The organism is Erythrobacter sp. S57(2025), assembly GCF_057365055.1.
The window spans coordinates 2,477,342-2,493,722 of the sequence record NZ_CP200299.1 but is presented as its reverse complement, the minus strand read 5'-3'; the positions used below and the strand labels follow the sequence as shown (position 1 = coordinate 2,493,722).

17 protein-coding genes and 1 tRNA gene are annotated in these 16,381 nt (G+C 58.6%); 11 read left to right on the top strand and 7 right to left on the bottom strand.

The annotated features are described in order from the left end of the window. Positions 1–4 precede the first annotated feature (4 nt). The 3 genes from AC0V6N_RS11855 (at position 5) to AC0V6N_RS11845 (ending at position 4,967) form a co-directional block, all read left to right on the top strand. The gene (locus AC0V6N_RS11855; RefSeq protein ID WP_486171752.1) at positions 5–2,290 is read left to right on the top strand and encodes a molybdopterin cofactor-binding domain-containing protein; all 2,286 of its coding nucleotides are present in this window, start codon (positions 5–7) and stop codon (positions 2,288–2,290) included. Between the two features lie 76 nt (positions 2,291–2,366). Then, a complete protein-coding gene (hemH, locus tag AC0V6N_RS11850; RefSeq protein WP_486171751.1) occupies positions 2,367–3,416 on the top strand; it encodes a ferrochelatase in 1,050 nt (349 codons plus the stop codon). A gap of 141 nt (positions 3,417–3,557) precedes the next feature. After that, a complete protein-coding gene (locus tag AC0V6N_RS11845; RefSeq protein WP_486171750.1) occupies positions 3,558–4,967 on the top strand; it encodes a cytochrome P450 in 1,410 nt (469 codons plus the stop codon). Here the strand turns inward: AC0V6N_RS11845 and AC0V6N_RS11840 are convergent. Next, positions 4,964–5,134, bottom strand: coding sequence for a DUF1674 domain-containing protein (locus AC0V6N_RS11840; protein WP_486171749.1), 171 nt, complete (start codon positions 5,132–5,134; stop codon positions 4,964–4,966). The two genes, AC0V6N_RS11845 and AC0V6N_RS11840, sit on opposite strands and share 4 nt — an antisense overlap. A gap of 60 nt (positions 5,135–5,194) precedes the next feature. Here AC0V6N_RS11840 and AC0V6N_RS11835 point away from each other — a divergent pair, with 60 nt between their 5' ends. Further along, entirely contained in the window at positions 5,195–6,454 is a 1,260-nt protein-coding gene (locus AC0V6N_RS11835) for an RsmB/NOP family class I SAM-dependent RNA methyltransferase (RefSeq protein ID WP_486171748.1), read from the top strand. Here the strand turns inward: AC0V6N_RS11835 and AC0V6N_RS11830 are convergent. Together AC0V6N_RS11830 and msrA are read right to left on the bottom strand one after the other, a co-directional pair. After that, positions 6,432–7,253, bottom strand: a complete 822-nt coding sequence (locus AC0V6N_RS11830) for a hypothetical protein (RefSeq protein WP_486171747.1) — start codon at positions 7,251–7,253, stop codon at positions 6,432–6,434. The genes AC0V6N_RS11835 and AC0V6N_RS11830 overlap by 23 nt on opposite strands. 21 nt (positions 7,254–7,274) lie before the next feature. Next, the gene (gene msrA / locus AC0V6N_RS11825) at positions 7,275–7,820 is read right to left on the bottom strand and encodes a peptide-methionine (S)-S-oxide reductase MsrA (RefSeq protein WP_486171746.1); all 546 of its coding nucleotides are present in this window, start codon (positions 7,818–7,820) and stop codon (positions 7,275–7,277) included. Between the two features lie 144 nt (positions 7,821–7,964). Between msrA and AC0V6N_RS11820 the strand changes: the two genes are divergently transcribed. The 4 genes from AC0V6N_RS11820 to folK are packed head-to-tail and all read left to right on the top strand — an operon-like array spanning position 7,965 to position 11,089. After that, entirely contained in the window at positions 7,965–8,834 is an 870-nt protein-coding gene (locus AC0V6N_RS11820) for a class I SAM-dependent methyltransferase (RefSeq protein ID WP_486171745.1), read from the top strand. Between the two features lie 23 nt (positions 8,835–8,857). Next, positions 8,858–9,718 (top strand): class I SAM-dependent methyltransferase, encoded by an 861-nt coding sequence (locus AC0V6N_RS11815; RefSeq protein WP_486171744.1) that lies wholly within the window; start codon positions 8,858–8,860, stop codon positions 9,716–9,718. 21 nt (positions 9,719–9,739) lie between these two features. Continuing rightward, complete coding sequence (gene aguB, locus AC0V6N_RS11810; RefSeq protein WP_486171743.1) at positions 9,740–10,615, top strand: N-carbamoylputrescine amidase; 876 nt, start codon at positions 9,740–9,742, stop codon at positions 10,613–10,615. Between the two features lie 9 nt (positions 10,616–10,624). Further along, positions 10,625–11,089, top strand: coding sequence for a 2-amino-4-hydroxy-6-hydroxymethyldihydropteridine diphosphokinase (folK, locus tag AC0V6N_RS11805; RefSeq protein WP_486171742.1), 465 nt, complete (start codon positions 10,625–10,627; stop codon positions 11,087–11,089). 92 nt (positions 11,090–11,181) lie between these two features. Here the strand turns inward: folK and AC0V6N_RS11800 are convergent, their stop codons facing one another. After that, positions 11,182–11,697: a PEP-CTERM sorting domain-containing protein gene (locus AC0V6N_RS11800; RefSeq protein ID WP_486171741.1), complete on the bottom strand. Its 516-nt coding sequence runs from the start codon at positions 11,695–11,697 to the stop codon at positions 11,182–11,184. A 233-nt stretch (positions 11,698–11,930) separates the two neighbouring features. Here AC0V6N_RS11800 and AC0V6N_RS11795 point away from each other — a divergent pair, with 233 nt between their 5' ends. Together AC0V6N_RS11795 and AC0V6N_RS11790 are read left to right on the top strand one after the other, a co-directional pair. Further along, on the top strand, positions 11,931–13,496 hold the full coding sequence (locus AC0V6N_RS11795; RefSeq protein ID WP_486171740.1) for a tetratricopeptide repeat protein: 1,566 nt from the start codon (positions 11,931–11,933) through the stop codon (positions 13,494–13,496). A gap of 151 nt (positions 13,497–13,647) precedes the next feature. Continuing rightward, a tRNA-Lys gene (locus tag AC0V6N_RS11790) sits at positions 13,648–13,723 on the top strand. Positions 13,724–13,908: 185 nt separating this feature from the next. On the opposite strand, the gene AC0V6N_RS11785 is transcribed toward AC0V6N_RS11790, so the two are convergent. The 3 genes from AC0V6N_RS11785 to AC0V6N_RS11775 all read right to left on the bottom strand — a co-directional run bounded on the left by AC0V6N_RS11785 (position 13,909) and on the right by AC0V6N_RS11775 (position 16,035). After that, a complete protein-coding gene (locus tag AC0V6N_RS11785; protein WP_486171739.1) occupies positions 13,909–14,403 on the bottom strand; it encodes a hypothetical protein in 495 nt (164 codons plus the stop codon). Positions 14,404–14,814: 411 nt separating this feature from the next. Beyond that, complete coding sequence (locus AC0V6N_RS11780) at positions 14,815–15,372, bottom strand: recombinase family protein (protein ID WP_486171738.1); 558 nt, start codon at positions 15,370–15,372, stop codon at positions 14,815–14,817. A 147-nt stretch (positions 15,373–15,519) separates the two neighbouring features. Next, the gene (locus AC0V6N_RS11775) at positions 15,520–16,035 is read right to left on the bottom strand and encodes a DUF2924 domain-containing protein (RefSeq protein ID WP_486171737.1); all 516 of its coding nucleotides are present in this window, start codon (positions 16,033–16,035) and stop codon (positions 15,520–15,522) included. Positions 16,036–16,130: 95 nt separating this feature from the next. Here AC0V6N_RS11775 and AC0V6N_RS11770 point away from each other — a divergent pair, with 95 nt between their 5' ends. Next, complete coding sequence (locus AC0V6N_RS11770) at positions 16,131–16,325, top strand: hypothetical protein (RefSeq protein ID WP_486171736.1); 195 nt, start codon at positions 16,131–16,133, stop codon at positions 16,323–16,325. Positions 16,326–16,381: the final 56 nt, after the last annotated feature.

Here is a 16,381-nt window from a genome sequence, read left to right as displayed (position 1 = left end):
GGGCATGCAGGTCACCCGGCGCGGATTGGTAACAGGCGCTGCCATTGGCGGCGGGCTGTTTGCCGCGTGGTGGCTGATGCCGCGTTCTTATCCCAACCCCTTGGAGCCTGCACGCGGCGAACATGTCTTCGATGCCTGGCTGAAAGTGGCAGAAGACGGGGTGGTCACTGTCGCTGTCCCACAGCTTGAAATGGGGCAGGGCGTCACGACTATCCTCCCTCAAATCATCGCGCAGGAATTGGGCGCGGATTGGCGACAGGTTGCAGTAGAGCCTGCGCCGGTGGCTGCCGCCTATGCGAATATCCCGCTTGCCAAACGTTGGAGCGAAATGTGGGAGCCGATGGCAGAGGGATTGTCGCAGGCCACGGACGATATGTTCGCAGAGCGCTTCGCACGGTCAACCCGGTTCAACGCAACCGCAGAAGGCACTGCGTTGGAGGCTTATGAGTTTCCTTGCCGAGAGGCGGCCGCGGCAGCACGCGCGATGCTGGCACAAGAGGCCGCATCGCGTTGGGGTACGTCGTGGGAGGAATGCGAGGTTGAGCGTGGCATCGTCAGCTGGGGTGACAACCGTGCGACCTTTGGAGAATTGGCCGCAGGCGCAGCGGAGCAATGGGCACCTGATCCTGCGCCATTGCGCCCCGAAGTGGTCGCGACAGCTCCTTCGATCAATTACGAGGATGGCCAGAGCACCGACGAATTTCCGCGCATTGACCTGCCATCCAAAGTCGATGGCAGTCACACTTTTGCAGGCGATGTGCGGTTGCCCGGCATGGTCTATGCCGCGATCCGTCACGGCCCCAATCACACCAGCGAGCTAACCGAATTCAACGCCGATGGCGCGGCGAGTGTACGCGGGCTGGTGGGCATTGTTAAAGGCAAGCGCTGGCTCGCAGCGGCGGCGACGACATGGTGGAGCGCGGAGAAGGCGCTTGATGCGATGGAGCCTGCATTTTCTACCGCCTTCCCGGTCGACACGTCTGATGTGAACGGGCGGCTCGATACGTTGCTCGATATCGGAGACAGCTTCAAAGTCGCAGAAACCGGCTTTGGCGAAGCGGGAATGGCGCGGGTCGATATCGCGCGGCGCTATGAGGTGGAGCCAGCGCATGCCTTTCCGCTGGAAACCGCGACCGCAGTCGCCCGGTTGAGCGATGGCCGGCTGGAATTATGGATGGCGAGCCAAGCGCCCGAACAGGCCCGCGCTGCCGCTGCCAAGGCGGTTGGCCTGAGGGCTGAGGATGTGGCGCTTTACCCCATGCCCGCAGGCGGTTCGTTTGATGCGCGGCTGGAACATGACCATGCCATCGAAGTCGCGCATCTGGCCAAAGAATTGGGCCGCCCGGTATCGCTGACATGGCAGCGGCGTGAGGAATTGCTCCATTCACGGCCCCGTCCGCCCATGTTCATGCTGCTCGGCGCGCAACTTGCCGAAGGGGGCTCCGGCGCGATTGATGCGCTCAAATGGCGCATTGCCACTCCGCCTGCGACCTATGAATTTGGTGAGCGATTGTTCCGGAATCTCACGCCCGAAGCAGCGATTCGCGAAAGCACAGGGCGCGGCGATCCGATGGCGTGCGAAGGGGCGCTTCCACCCTATGAGATGCCCAGTGTCACCGTTCGCCACATTCCGGTTGAGATCAACTATCCTGTAGGGCGCGTACGCGGCAATGCGCATCAGGGCACTTGTTTTGCGCTCGAAAGCTTCCTTGACGAAATCGCCGCGCAAAGCGGACGGGAGCCATTGTCCTATCGGATGTCCATGCTGGGTTCTGACATTCGCCTCGCCGCTTGCTTGCAGCGCGCGGCCTCCATGGCTGAGTGGAATGGCGGCGTGAACCAGAGCGGGCAAGGCCTTGCCTGCCACCGGATTGGTGACGCAGAAACGGGCGGACGGATCGCCTGTGTCGCGACCGCCATGCCGGATCCCGAGCAAGGCGGTATGCGCGTAAGCAGGTTGTCCGCGGCGGTGGATATCGGGCGGATCGTCAATCTCGACATTGCGCGCCAACAGATCGAAGGCGGATTGCTGTTCGGGATCGGTATTGCGCTGGGTAACGCGCTGCGATTGCGTGGCGGGCTGCCAACGACGTTTGAATATGGCCAGCTGGGACTGCCAAAATTGGCCGATTGCCCAGAGATTGAAGTCGACTTTATCCCGTCTGAGGCGACGCCCTTTGATCCGGGTGAACTGAGCGCGGTTGTGGCAGCGCCTGCAATTGCGAACGCATTGTTCTCCGCCACGGGCTTGCGATTGCGCCGACTGCCCCTACTTTCAGGCGGATTATGATCCGCATGGCATCTTTACCCGAAGGCTGCGCGCGAAATTGCCGGAAACCGTTGCCGCCTCATGCGTTGAGCGCAACATGACTTGGCAACCACAGCGCCTTCCGAACGACCATCCGCCGGTAAAGAGCGGCTCGATTGGCGTGGTGCTGGTCAATTTGGGCACGCCTGATGCGCCTGACGCGGGCTCAGTGCGGCGTTATCTCAAGCAGTTTTTGTCTGATCGCCGCGTGATCGAAATCCCTGCCATCGCTTGGCAGCCGATCTTGCGTGGGATCATTCTCAACACGCGTCCGCAAAAAAGCGCGGAAGCCTATTCCAAAATCTGGACCGATCGCGGTTCGCCTTTGGCCGACATCACCGCGAGCCAAGCCGAAGAGATCGCCAAAGAGCTGACCGGGTCCGATACCGGCCCCAATGTCATTGTCGACTATGCGATGCGCTATGGCTCGCCTTCGATTGAGCAGCGATTGACTGAGATGACGGAGGCGGGCTGCGACCGTATTTTGATCGCGCCGATGTATCCGCAATATTGCGCCGCGACGACTGCAACCGTGTTTGACGAAGTGGCCCGCGTGATGGGTGAGATGCGCTGGCAGCCCGCTTTGCGCTTTTTGCCGCCCTATCACGATGATGCGGCCTATCTCGATGCGCTCGCCAATGATTTGACCCGGCAAGTGAGCGCACTCAGCTTTCGCCCTGAAGTCATGCTGTTGAGCTTCCACGGGATGCCGCTGCGCACCTTGCAAAAGGGTGATCCGTACCACTGCCATTGTCACAAGACCGCGCGGCTGCTGCGCGAGCGGCTGGTAGAGCGGCCTGAATTTGAAGGCGTGCGATTTGAAACGACGTTCCAATCGCGCTTTGGCCCGGCCCAATGGCTGGAGCCTGCGACCGATGACACGCTGATCGCAGAGGGCGAAAAGGGCACCAAACGGATCGTAGTGGCCGCTCCCGGATTTGCGGCGGACTGCGTTGAGACTTTGGAAGAATTGGCGCTCGAAGGGCGTGATGAGTTTAAGGAGGCGGGCGGCGAAGAATATGCCGTACTCGATTGCCTTAATGTCTCATCAAGCGGTGTCGAAATGCTCGAAGCGCTGATCAAGCGCGAGCTTTCAGGCTGGCTCTAATCGGCCGCGAATTGCGTCGGTCCCGTCCAATCATTCGCTTGCTTGGCGGACTATTTACACTGTGGTAAGTTGCATTCGCGATACGTATCGCCGCTAAGTCAATGTCGCCTAAATTTTCGTCGCAACGGAGTTAAGCCTAAAATGGCAACCCTCGCTGAACCAAAAACCACCGATCAATCGGCTCCCGTCTTCAACCATTGGAGCGAAGGTCTGCCCAGCGACGATGCGATTGCACATATTCCCGGTGAGCGCGGCTATCCTCTAGTTGGCAACACTTTCACGCAGCTCGCTGACCCGCATGCCTTCACCGCGCGCATGGTCGCGAAATACGGCAAGGTCTACAAAACCCACGCCTTTGGCGGCTGGAACGTCGCGCTTGTCGGAGCAGAGGCGAATGAGCTGGTCCTGTTTAACAAGGATAAGATCTTCTCCAGCGAGCAAGGCTGGGGTCCTGTGCTCGATCAGCTGTTCCCGCGCGGGCTGATGCTGCTCGATTTTGATCACCACCGTATCGATCGGCGCGCGCTTTCGATCGCGTTTAAGCCGGGCCCGATGCGCCATTATTCGGGCGCGTTGAACAGCGGGATCGCGCGCGAAGTGTCTGGTTGGGAAGGGCCAAAGCAATTCCAGCCCGCGATTAAGCAACTGACGCTCGACCTTGCGGCTGACAGCTTTCTCGGCATTCCATGGGGACCGGAAGCGGACAAGATCAACACCGCCTTTGTCGACATGGTGCAAGCCTCGGTCGCGCCCATTCGCAAGCCGCTGCCCTTTACCAAGATGAAGCGCGGGGTCGATGGCCGCGCTTTCATGGTCGATTTTCTGACCCGCGAAACCAATCGCCGCCGTGCAGAAGGCGGCGGGCAGGACATGTTCAGCCAATTCGCCACAGCCACCCGCGAAGATGGTTCGCTGTTGCCGGTCGACCAAGTGGTCGATCACATGAGCTTCCTGATGATGGCCGCGCATGACACGATCACGTCGTCTGCGACCTCGCTGATCTATTATCTCGCGACCAATCCTGAATGGCAGGAGAAAATGCGCGAGGAAATCTTCGCTGTGACTGGCGGTCCGGACGGATCAGGCAATCCGCGCGCCCTTGAATATGACGATATGGGCAAGCTTGAGCTCACCGAGATGATCTTCAAAGAGACATTGCGTGTGATGCCGCCGGTTCCATCCATGCCGCGCCGCGCGATCAAGGATTTTGAATTTGGCGGCTATCACATTCCGGCTGGCCAATTGTGCGGGATCAACATTTACTGGACCCACCATTCAGAGGAATATTGGGACAATCCCATGGACTTCGACCCGATGCGCTTCACGCCCGACAAGGTGAAAGCGCGGCACAAATATGCCTGGGTCCCCTTTGGCGGCGGCGCGCATATGTGTCTGGGGCTGCACTTTGCTTACATGCAGATCAAAGTGCTGATGGCGCAGCTGCTCCAACGCTACCGGATCGAAGCGCCCGAAGGCTACGCGCCCGCATGGCAACCATGGCCAATCCCTCAGCCCAAAGACGGGCTGAATATTGAGTTCAAATCACTCTAAAAATCCCACGCGATACCGTCTTTCTCCCAATCGCCGTAGCGGGTGGGGGAAAGCTCGCGCGGTTCGTCCTTCATAGGATCGACCTTTTTGGGCTGAGGCACCGGGTCGTTGCTCCAATGGCTTGGCTTTTTGAAGGCTTTCGCGGCGTCAGATTTCTGCTTTGTCATACGCTCAATACAATGCGCATGCTGGCGCTTGGTTTCAATAGCCGCTAACCGAGCGCGCTTATGGCTCAACCCACTGGAATTTACGCTCGCCGCGCGGCGCTCAAAATGTGCGATGCGGTGCTGCGTCGCGGCGAGACGTTGGAGCAGGCCGCGCCGCCCGCTTTGCGCGACGTTCGTTCTGCGCCCGATCAGGCTTTGGCCAGAGCCATTGCGGGGGAGGCGCTGCGGTGGCTCACTGACCTTGATGCGTTGATTGACAGCGCGACCAAGAAACCGCTGCCCGATGATGCAAAGCCGCGCGCGGTGCTGCGGTTGATGCTGGCGCAAGCTTTGCGGTTGGAGACGCCCCCACATGCGGTGATCGCGACAGGGTTGCCACTATTGGCAGGCGGTCCGCGTAGGCTCGCGCATGGTGTGTTTTCGACCTTGATGAAGCGCGAAGCAGCACTTCCCGACATGCCCACCATGCCTGAACGCGTGGTGAAGCGCTGGGGTGAGCGTGCGGCTGAGATCGCGAGCGGGTTGGTGCAGCCACCCGAAGTGGACCTTACCTTGCGCGATGCGAGTGAAACCGAGATTTGGCAGGCCAAGCTTGGCGGGGTCAGCCATGCGCCCGGCCAGGTCCGCGTGCCGCGCGGTGCTCCGGTGGAAAGCCTTGAAGGGTATAAAGACGGCGCATGGTGGGTTCAGGATCTGGCCGCACAAATTCCGACTTCTTTGCTTGGCGCAGGAGAGGGACGTCATGCGCTTGACCTGTGCGCCGCGCCCGGCGGCAAGACCATGGCGCTGGCGACAGGCGGGTGGAAAGTCACTGCGCTCGACATGTCAAAGCGGCGGTTGGAGGTGCTAAAGGACAACCTCAAACGCACCCAGCTCAAAGCCTCACCCATTCGTGCAGATGCGCTCAAATGGGAGCCGAAGCACCAATTTGACGCGATCCTGCTCGATGCGCCGTGCACCGCAACAGGCACCTGCCGGCGTCATCCTGACGTACTCCACCGTATCGGCGAGCGGCAAATCGCGGAAATGGTCGAGATCCAGCGCAGCTTGGTGAAGCGAGCGGTGAACTGGCTCAAACCCGGCGGCGTTCTGGTCTATGCGGTGTGCTCGCTCGAACGCGAAGAGGGTGAGGAACAGGCGGCGTGGATTGATACTGAATTGAGCCTTGCTGCCATGCCAGTCACTGGCGAGGAATTACCACGTGGGATTGAGCCCACGCCAGAAGGCTGGGTCCGCACCCATCCCGGAATGCTGGCCGAAGAAGGCGGCCTGGATGGGTTCTTCGTAGCGCGATGGATTAAACCTGCCAGCGCAGGGTGATCTCAGCACATGGCTTGCCCAATTGCTCCACCTCAAACGTGATTCTGCCTGCCGCCTCGTTGCGGATATTGAGCCGTAGCGGCGTGCCCAATTCGACATAGCGTTTGAGCGTCATCTCCCCGCTTGTATCGAGGTCGCTGCGTCCCTTGATTAAGAACAGCGTTTGGCGAGCAATTTCGTGGAAATGGGTGGAGTTCACATGATCGCCTGACCCCCCAATCAGCGGGTTGCCGGGCGGAAAGCCGTTCTGGGGCGTCACTAGAGCTTCGACATATCCGTCAGCGCGATCGTAGGGCGCGACCAATACGCTCTCGTCATCGCGCAGGCCCACATCACTGCGGCTCGTATAGGTGAATTCGGATCTTGGCGCGGCTGCGCGCGCCTCGCTTTTAGAGCCTTCACGCCATTGTTCGAAATTGCGGTTGCGAAACACGACGCCGCGCCCGCGAATGGTAACTATTTTGGTGCCGCCCGCATTAAACAGCTCAACCTCATAAGACAGTTTGCCGTCCAATTGTGTGCTGCGATAGGTGCCATGCACCGCATGACCGCCTTCGCCATCGCCCAGTTCCCAGTCAATCCAGGTCAGCGCGCTCCACTGGCCGTCTTCCATGCCGCCAAGCACCATTGAAGCGCCCACAGCGGTCCAGAATGCCTGCGTTTGAACAACGACCGCGTGATGCGGCGGAAGGGTTAGCCAAGCCAGCTTTTGCGCATCTTGCGAGCACTTGAAGGTCAGCGAGCCATCGCTTTGCTCAGTGTAATCAGAGGCATAAGGATTGGCGTAACTGTGCGACATGGTTCCGTCCCAAGGTGACGCTTAGCTTTTCACGTATTTCTGAAAGCTTTTTCTGAGCTTCATGATCTTTGGCGGGATCACAGCGAGGCAATATGGATTGCGCTGGCCTTCGCCGTCCCAATATTCTTGGTGGTAATCCTCTGCTGGATACCACTGTGCGGTCTGTGCATCGCCATCGAGGCCTTCGATTGTGGTCACAGCGACCTTGCCATTCTCCGCATTCCAGCGCGCTATTGCTGCTTCGGCCTCTGCGCCTTGGTCAGCAGACAAAGGGAAAATGGCAGAGCGGTATTGCGTGCCGATATCGCCGCCTTGGCGGTTCAACTGGGTTGGATCATGTGTGCCAAGGAAAACATCGTAAATGTCTGGAAGGCTGATTGCATCTGGATCGAAGGTTACGCGGATGCCTTCTGCATGGCCGGTATTGCCCGTGCACACTTCCTTATAAGTGGGGTTTGCAACCGTGCCACCAATATAGCCGCTTTCCACTTCGCTCACGCCCACGACATCGCGGAACACCGCTTCGGTGCACCAGAAACATCCGCCAGCGATGATTGCCTGTTCCATCTCGATCATTCTCCTTAATCGATAAACGACATAGGGATGCCGACGGGGATTGCCAGAGGGCGTCGTAGTGCTTGTCATCACCGCGCCAAGGCGTACAAAAGCGCGCATCCAAAATTTTGTTGTCGCAAAAGAGGACCGATCCCCATGAAACTCAAGCTTCTTGCCCCGATTGCCGCGCTCGCCGTTGGCACTGCTCTTTCCACCAACGCGCCCGCTTTTGCCGAAGCGCACAATGATGGCGCTGCTTTACCGACCATCGAAGAAGTGCTTGCAGCTGATCGCCGCGATGATGACCGCGCACGCGATCAATATCGCAATCCTGCCGAAACGCTTGAGTTCTTCCAGGTTAGCCCGACGCATACGGTCGCCGAGTATGGTCCCGGTGGCGGCTGGTACACTCGCGTTCTCGCACCGTATTTGATGATTGGCGGTCAATATATCGCCTTCAACCAAGACAGCGATGGCCGCACCTATCGTGACCGCGCACAAGAAGCGCGCTCAAAGGCTTGGACAGAGCGGTTCAAAGAAGGCCTTGCAGAAGCAATGGGCGTCGAAGCGGACACCGTAATGGCGTTCGAAACTGACGAAATGCCAGAGGACGTGGCAGGCACGGTCGACCGTGTTCTGATCTTCCGCTCAATGCATGGCCTAAATATCGGCAACCGGGCAGATGATGTGCTGAAAGCTGCGCGCATGATGCTCAAGGATGATGGTATGGTGGGCGTCGTGCAGCACCGTGCCCCCGAAGGCGCAAGCTATGACGATTACGGAGCACGCCAGCGCGGCTATATGCGCAAAGAAGACGTGATCGCGATTTTCGAAGCCAACGGTTTTGAGCTTGCTGCGGAAAGCGAAATCAACGCCAACCCCAATGACACAGCGGATTATGAAGGCGGCGTATGGACGCTTCCCCCATCGCTTGGCTTCGGTCGTCAAACCGAAGAAGAGCAGGCCCGCCACCGCGCTATCGGTGAAAGCGACCGCATGACCTTGCTGTTCCGCAAGGCGAACTAAGCCGAACCCAAAGGGAGGGAATTATGAAGACGTTTCACGCAATCGCAGCTGTCAGCGCCCTGGCGCTGGCGGCGTGCGCACCCAGTGACGAGGTCGCCGAAGGCACCGAAACCGCAGAAGTGGCGGAAGACACGAAGCTGGCTGATGTGCTTGCGCATGAACGCCGCGCCGAAGACACAGCGCGTGATGCTTTCCGCAATCCGGCTGAAACGCTGGCCTTCTTCCAAGTCGAACCCGGTCAGACCGTGGTCGAATATGCTCCCGGTGGCGGCTGGTACACCCGCGTGCTTGCTCCCTATGTCGATGGCGAAGGCAGCTATGTCGCGGTAAGCTTCGCCCCGGAAGTCGCTGCGCCACTTGGTGAGGAATTCGTTGAGCGCGTGCGCGGATTTGGAGAAGGTTTCTCCGCCACGCAGGCTGAAGCGCTCGGGATTCCTACTGAAGACCTGCCGTTCCATTTCGGCAATGCCGTGCCCGAAGAGCTGAACGGCACAGTCGATCGCGTCTTGATGATCCGCATGATGCACAACCTCATCCGCTGGGATGCGGCTGAAAGCGAGCTTGCAACCCTGCGCGCCATGATGAAGCCTGACGGGATGCTCGGCGTGGTCCAACACCGCGCGAAAGCGGACGCTCCTGACGAATATGTCGATGGCAATATGGGCTATCTCAAGGAAGCCGAGCTGATTGAATTCATTGAAGCCAATGGCTTTGAATTCGTCGAATCAAGCGAGATCAACGCCAATCCAAACGATACCGCTGATTATGAAAACGGTGTGTGGACCCTCCCGCCAAGCTATGCCTTGGGAGAAGAGGATCAGGATAAATACACTGAGATCGGTGAGAGCGACCGGATGACACTGCTTTTCAGGCTCGCTGAGTAAGGCTATCGGCGGCGACCAGAGATGACGGATTGCACGAAACTCACAGTCGCCGCCCTACAGCTTGCATTGGCCCGCGAGGATGAAGTGGCCAATATCGAAGCGGTCAGCGCGCTGATTGAAGTGGCCGCTGCGCGCGGGGCTCGGCTTATCCTGCCACCCGAACTGTTTTCCGGCCCGTATTTCTGCCGCGAAGAGGACGAGGCGCTGTTTGCGCTCGCTCGCCCCACACTTGAACATCCAAGTGTCACTGCAATGCAGGCCCTTGCGGGAAAGTTGAAAGTCGCGATCCCCACCAGCTTTTTTGAGCGCGACGGGCACCACTATTACAACACGATTGCTATGATCGGACCTGACGGAGAGATCGCAGGCACATACCGCAAGAGTCATATTCCCGATGGTCCGGGATATGAGGAAAAGTTCTATTTCCGACCCGGCAATGACGGGTTCAAAGTGTGGGACGTGGCAGCGGATGATGGCTCTACAGTCCGCATCGGCGTCGGCATTTGCTGGGACCAATGGTATCCCGAATGCGCGCGGGTGATGGCGCTCAAGGGTGCGGCAGTGCTGCTTTACCCCACTGCTATCGGGTCTGAGCCTTATGATGAAAATCTCGACACCAGCCGCATGTGGCGGCGCGCGATGATTGGCCATGCAGTGTCAAATTGTATGCCGGTGGTCGCAGCAAACCGCATCGGGAAAGAGGGAGATCAGAGCTTTTACGGCTATTCCTTCATCGCCGATGAGTGGGGCGATTTGGTCGCTGAATACGGCGCAGAGGAAGAGGGCGTGATCACCGCTACGTTAGACCTCACGCGCGCGGCCAAGCACCGCGCGGGCATGGGATTCTTCCGCGATCGCCGCCCCCAGCTTTACTCACGCATTGCCGAAGACATCTGAGCTTTAGGTTTGAGCAGCTCTTATCTCATCGCGCTGGGATCTAACCGGCGACACCACCTGTGTGGACGCCCACGCCAAGTCGTGCAGGCGGCCATGGAAGAGTGCGCCAGCCTTGGAACCGTCGCCGCACGCTCTCCGATCATCACCACCGCCCCAATGGGAGCAGCGCAGCGCCGTTTTGCCAATGCTGCGTTGGTGTTGGAAAGCGAATATGACCCATTCGCATTGCTGGCTGGCCTTAAGCGGATGGAGCGCGAATTTGGACGGCGCACCGGCCAGCGCTGGGGCGACCGAGTGCTCGACCTTGATGTTGTACTCTGGAGCGGTGGGCGATTTGCCTCGCGCAGCCTTACGATCCCGCACCCGGAATTCAGTGCGCGCGATTTTGTACTTGGTCCGGCAAAGATAATTGCGCCTGATTGGCGTGATCCGGTGAGCGGCTTCACCATCCGTCAGCTTGCCGCGCGGATTTAGGTTCTGCCCAACGAAAAACGCCCCGTCAGTTTCCTGACGAGGCGCTTTCTCACTTACAGAAGACCAATTCTGTGAGACGTAATTTGTGTCGCTTAAGCAGCGGCAGCTTTGATGCGGCGGCGGCGACCAAGTCCGAGAGCCACAAGCGCCAGACCGAACAGGCCGAGCATGCCAGGTGCCGGTACATCAACTACGCGATAGTCGGCGATGCCGCGAACATAGTCACCAGCAACCACTGGATCACCCCACCATGACCACAGGTTGATGCGGCCATTGCGGGTGGTTTTCAGCATCCAAGGGTGGAAGCGATTACCGTTTTGCGTTGTCGGCGTGTAGTCGGTGCCGCGAATTTCGCGGGTGCCAGTCATGTTGCTGAGCGTGAACATGAAGCTGGGGTTTTCACCACCTTGGAAGTTGCGCAAATCGTCGCCTTCGAAAGAGACGTTGATGTCGCTGCCAACCCATGTGCCAGTGCCGGTATCGGTGTTGATGGTGAGGATGTCGCCATCGCTCATTTCGTATTCGAAAATTGCAGCCGATGCAGGTGCAGCGGCAACCGTGCTGCCAGCAGCCAGTGCGATCGCAGCTGTCTTAGTGAATGTGTTCATCGTTAATCCCCAATAATCATTCGTTGGCGACTTCGACTGAAACTTTCGCCGAAATGCGCTTCACTATTTGGTAAACGGAAAAGAGCAATTCGCGTGCCAATTCCGCTGGAATGCAATGATGCTGCGGGTTCTAATGGTTAACGGATTTGAGAGCTCTAGGCGGTTTGTCAAAAAGGCCGACACTTTGGTCCACGAAAACGGGCCGTTAAGCATCTTGGGGTAGGGACGGGCGCATGATCAAAGCGCTTCCCATCCTCAATACGCCGCTCGGCCTGCGTGCTGCTGCGGCTGCCTTGCTTCTTTCAACGGCACTTGCCGGATGCGACACGGGGCCCAGCGATCCCTTTGCCGCCGCGCAAGAGGCGCTGGCGAATGGAGAACCGCGCACTGCCCTCGACCTAGCGAGCGAAGCGATTGATGCAGATTCCGGCAATCCAGCAATCCGATTGGTTGCAGGCGATGCAGCAATGGCTTTGGGCAATCCTGACCGCGCGATCGCGGAGTACCAGCGCGTTCCGGAAGGTGACCCGCAATATTCGCTCGCACAGGCTAAGCTCGCCGAAGCACAAGTGCTGGGCAATTACCTTGAGGCTGCAGGCGATACGCTTGAGGCGCTCAAGATGGATAATCCGACCGCCTATGTGGCGAAAATCGGCTATCAGTTTGCTCAGGGCGAAGCAGAGGCAGGCTTTGACGTGCTGGCTATTGGGTTGGAGCAATTTCCTGACGATCCACGGCTAATCACCATCGATGCTGAGCGGCTTTGGGCAGAGGGCAAGGCAGACGATGCGTTTGCACGCCTTGAAACCGCTCTCGCCGTTGAGCCTGCGGTCGCTCAAGCGCATCTGTTTGCAGGTCAGCTGCGACTGTCTTCTCGCGATGCGCAGCAGGCCCAGGAGCATTTTGAAAAAGTGCTGAGCGTCCAGCCAAACCAACAAACCGCGATGCTTGCTATGGCCGCGATTGCGCGTGATCGCGGTGACACGCAGGCGGCAAGCAATTGGATCAATAAGGCCAATGATGCCGGGTCGCCGCATCCCATCGGTCTGCTGTTTGCCGCGCAAATGGCCTATGATGCAGGCGATGTGAACCGCGCGTTTGAACTGATAGAGAAGGCGCCGCCCGTTTTCTCCAGCGAACCCGAATTTGCTCGTCTTCGCGGGATGATTGACGCAGCGCGCAACCAGCACGCCATGGCGGCTCTTGCGCTCGGCGATTATGTTGAGGCAACCGGCGGTGACCCCATGGCGCGCCAGGTGCTTGCAAACAGTTTGGCTGAACAAAGCGAATTTGACAAAGCATGGGCTGCAATTGCGCCTGTGATCGATCATCCGCAGCTTGATGGAACCGGATTGGTGCTCGCGCTGCGCCTGGCAGAGGAAACCGGGCGGGGCGATGCAGACAGCATTCGCGCCAAGATCGCTCAGCGTGGTTCTGCGCCCTCAATCGCAGAGGAAATGCGCGAGGCTGGCCGCGCAATCCGTTCCGGCGATTGGGCCAAGGCGGATGGCATCTACGCACCGCTGCTTGACGGAGCGGGCAAGAACAACCCTGCGCTGCTGAACAATGCAGCAGCCGTCAAAACCAAACTGGGCGAACATGCAGAGGCGGTCGCGATTGCGAGGCGTGCCTTGGAAGCGGCACCAACCAGCCCAGAGATCATGGATACGCTGGGTTGGGCGCTCTGGCAGCAAGGCGGCAATGTGGCTGAGGCGCGTAGGCTTTTGCAAAAGGCTGTCGAAGGCGCACCAGCCAACCGCGAGATCGCAGAACATTGGGCAATTGTTCACGCCGAATGAAGCCCAATTGGCTTCGAACGCATCATTGCCTGATGCTCAGTCAGTAACTCAGTCTGCAAGAGGGCTTGACCACCCGCCCTCGCCTGCCTAGTGGGGCGCTTCCGCGAAGGGACACATAGATTCCCTCGGATACCGAGAACACCTCGTATGGGGGCCCTTAGCTCAGTCGGTAGAGCAACTGACTTTTAATCAGTAGGTCGCTGGTTCGAACCCAGCAGGGCTCACCACTCATTCTTATTGAGCACCGGTTTCTGTCGTCTCTACCGAGGCGACGGAATTTGTGCCCGTAATTCCGGGGCTTTGCGGAGCTGGAATTTCGGCGAGGGGTCGATGGAGACGCAATGACCTACCAATTCGCGCGCTGAATGCGCGAAGTTCTCCGCGGTCGATTTAGTGACCTAATTGCTAGATTTCAGGAGTTTGAGAAACCGAGCGCCTCGCGCTGGTCGGCAAAGCGGATCGGCAAGGCACCCATCCGCCAAAGGTTACGAGCGCTCAAGCTCTCGGGTTGAGCGCCATTCAGGATGCTGCGAAGGATCGCGGGATCAAGATAGCTAAGCCTTGCAAGTCGCTGAAGGTGACGCAGCTTGGTGGTTTTGGTCGATCGAGCGGCGGCTTCGTCCATTTCGAGCAGTTCCTCCCGAGCCGCGAATGCCCGGCCGAGGAGTTCGACAAGCCGGTCGTCTTTCACCACACGATCAGGCTCTGAGGGCTGCAAGCGGAGCCGCGGCTCGTGACCATAGTTCTGTCGGGCAAGAGCAATCTTGAAGTTGAACTTCGCCGGGTTGGCTTCATCGCCTGTCTGGATACCTAGTGCGGCAGACGGCTCGAACGATCCTTCGATATCGCCCTCGCTGACAGTAGTTTTGAGCGTCAGCCGCGAGAGGACCTGGCTAGTCCTGCTCACAGGCAACTGTTCGACATCAGATGCCAGACCTTCCGCGTTCTCGAAAACCCTCTGCTTCTCATCAGCTGACCTCGATTTAACCAGCCTCTGAATCTTTTTTCGCTCGTTCTTAGCCACGTCGCGACCGTTCGCCTGACTGATTGTTCGATCTCACTCGCGGGCAGTCTTAGAGCTGGTGCTTCGTAGTCATCGTTCATGTTCGAGGCGTAGTAGGTGTAGCGTCGGCCGTGTCTCTTTGTGTGGGTGGGGAACATAGGCCGATCGCGATCATCGAAGACCATACCGGCGAGCAAAGCCAGTCGTCGTTTGGGGCCTGCAGATGAACCATGCGAGGACCGATCTTTGAGCTTTGCCTGCACCGCCTCAAAGATGTCGCGTTCGACAATTGCTTCGTGAAGGCCGGGATAGATCTTATCCTTTGTGCCGAACCTCACCCACATAGAGCGGATTGGATAGCAGATGCTTGAGCGCGCCGCGTTTGATTGGGTGGCCACCGCTCACTCGGCCGCGCTTCGAGACATGCCGCTTGCTTACGAAGCCATCTCTACCAAGTTCTTCAACAAGTGCTTTGATTGAGTCTGCCTCCAGGTAGCGTCGCATGATCTCTCGGACGGTTTCGGCTTCCTCCGGGGTGACGACGAGCTTGCGATCGATAGCATTGTAGCCAGGCGGAACGCTGCCTCCCATCCACATGCCCTTGGCTTTCGAAGCCGCAACCTTGTCACGGATACGCTCCGTACCGACCTCGCCTTCAAACTGTCCGAACGACAGAAGGACATTGAGGGTCAGTCGCCCCATCGAACTGGTGGTAGAGAACGCTTGGGTCACACTGACAAAGGATGCTTCTGCCGCATCCAAAACATCGACGATCTTTGCGAAGTCCGCGAGGCTGCGGGTCAGACGATCAATCTTGTAGACGACCACCACATCCACCTTGCCTGCCCGCACATCGGCCAAAAGCTGCTGCAAGGCTGGGCGTCCAGCGTGCCGCCCGAGTGCCCACCATCATCGTAGAGTTCAGGAAGCAGCGTCCATCCTTCATGCTGCTGGCTCAGAACATACGCCGCGCACGCTTCACGTTGAGCATTGAGGCTGTCGAAGTCCTTGTCCAAGCCCTCATCCAAGCCCTCGTCTGTCGACTTGCGAGTGTAGATTGCGCAGCGAAGCGTCTTCCCAGGCTGAGCCATTGGCCGTCACCTTCAGCTCACCGAGCCTTGGGCTGCTCAGTCCAAAGAAGCGGGGCCCCGACCACTTGGCTCCCGTGATATGAGAGGCGACCGCACTCAGAGATCGGAACGTCTGGCCTCGATACTCGCACCCGCTTTCGAGGACGACAACCTCATGAACTTCGCCTTGCCATGTTCGCGAGAGCCACGTCCCTGGCTTGGCTTCGGTCGATACTCGACCTTCTTTTCGGCGTTCATCTTTGCGGCCAAGTGCACCGAGCTGTCGAAGTTCAATTTGAGTGAGCTTGTCCGCTCCTGGCTTTTGCAAGCGAGCCGATAGGGCTCTTCTAATTTGTGACCGGCCTAGAGCTGGTGGCGCTGGCGTCCCAAATGTGTCGCGCCATGCCGAGCGCAGTTCTGTGGGCGTCATATCCTCAATGGCGGTGATCTTCTCTTCGATATCCATGACGGATGCTCGAATACCGGCACTAGTCGAGTGCTTTCTGGCCGCTTTCGCTCTTTCCAGTGAACTTGTGGCTACGTTCGAGCATTGCGGTGCCCATGGACGACATCAACCGCGAACTCATCAGCTTGCTCTACACCAAGACCGGCATGCTGATGGAGGACCACAGCACACTCGCGCTGACGGTCGGTAGTCAATCAGATGGCGAGCAGAAGGCTGCTGCTGATGAGCTGGCCGAAGCCTCGACGAAGATCTCAAAGCTGGTTGCTGCCGCTCAATCCATCGCGGAATGACTGCAATGCGCCCCATTATATGCCGTTCGTTAGGCAAACCAGCAAATCGGCAGATC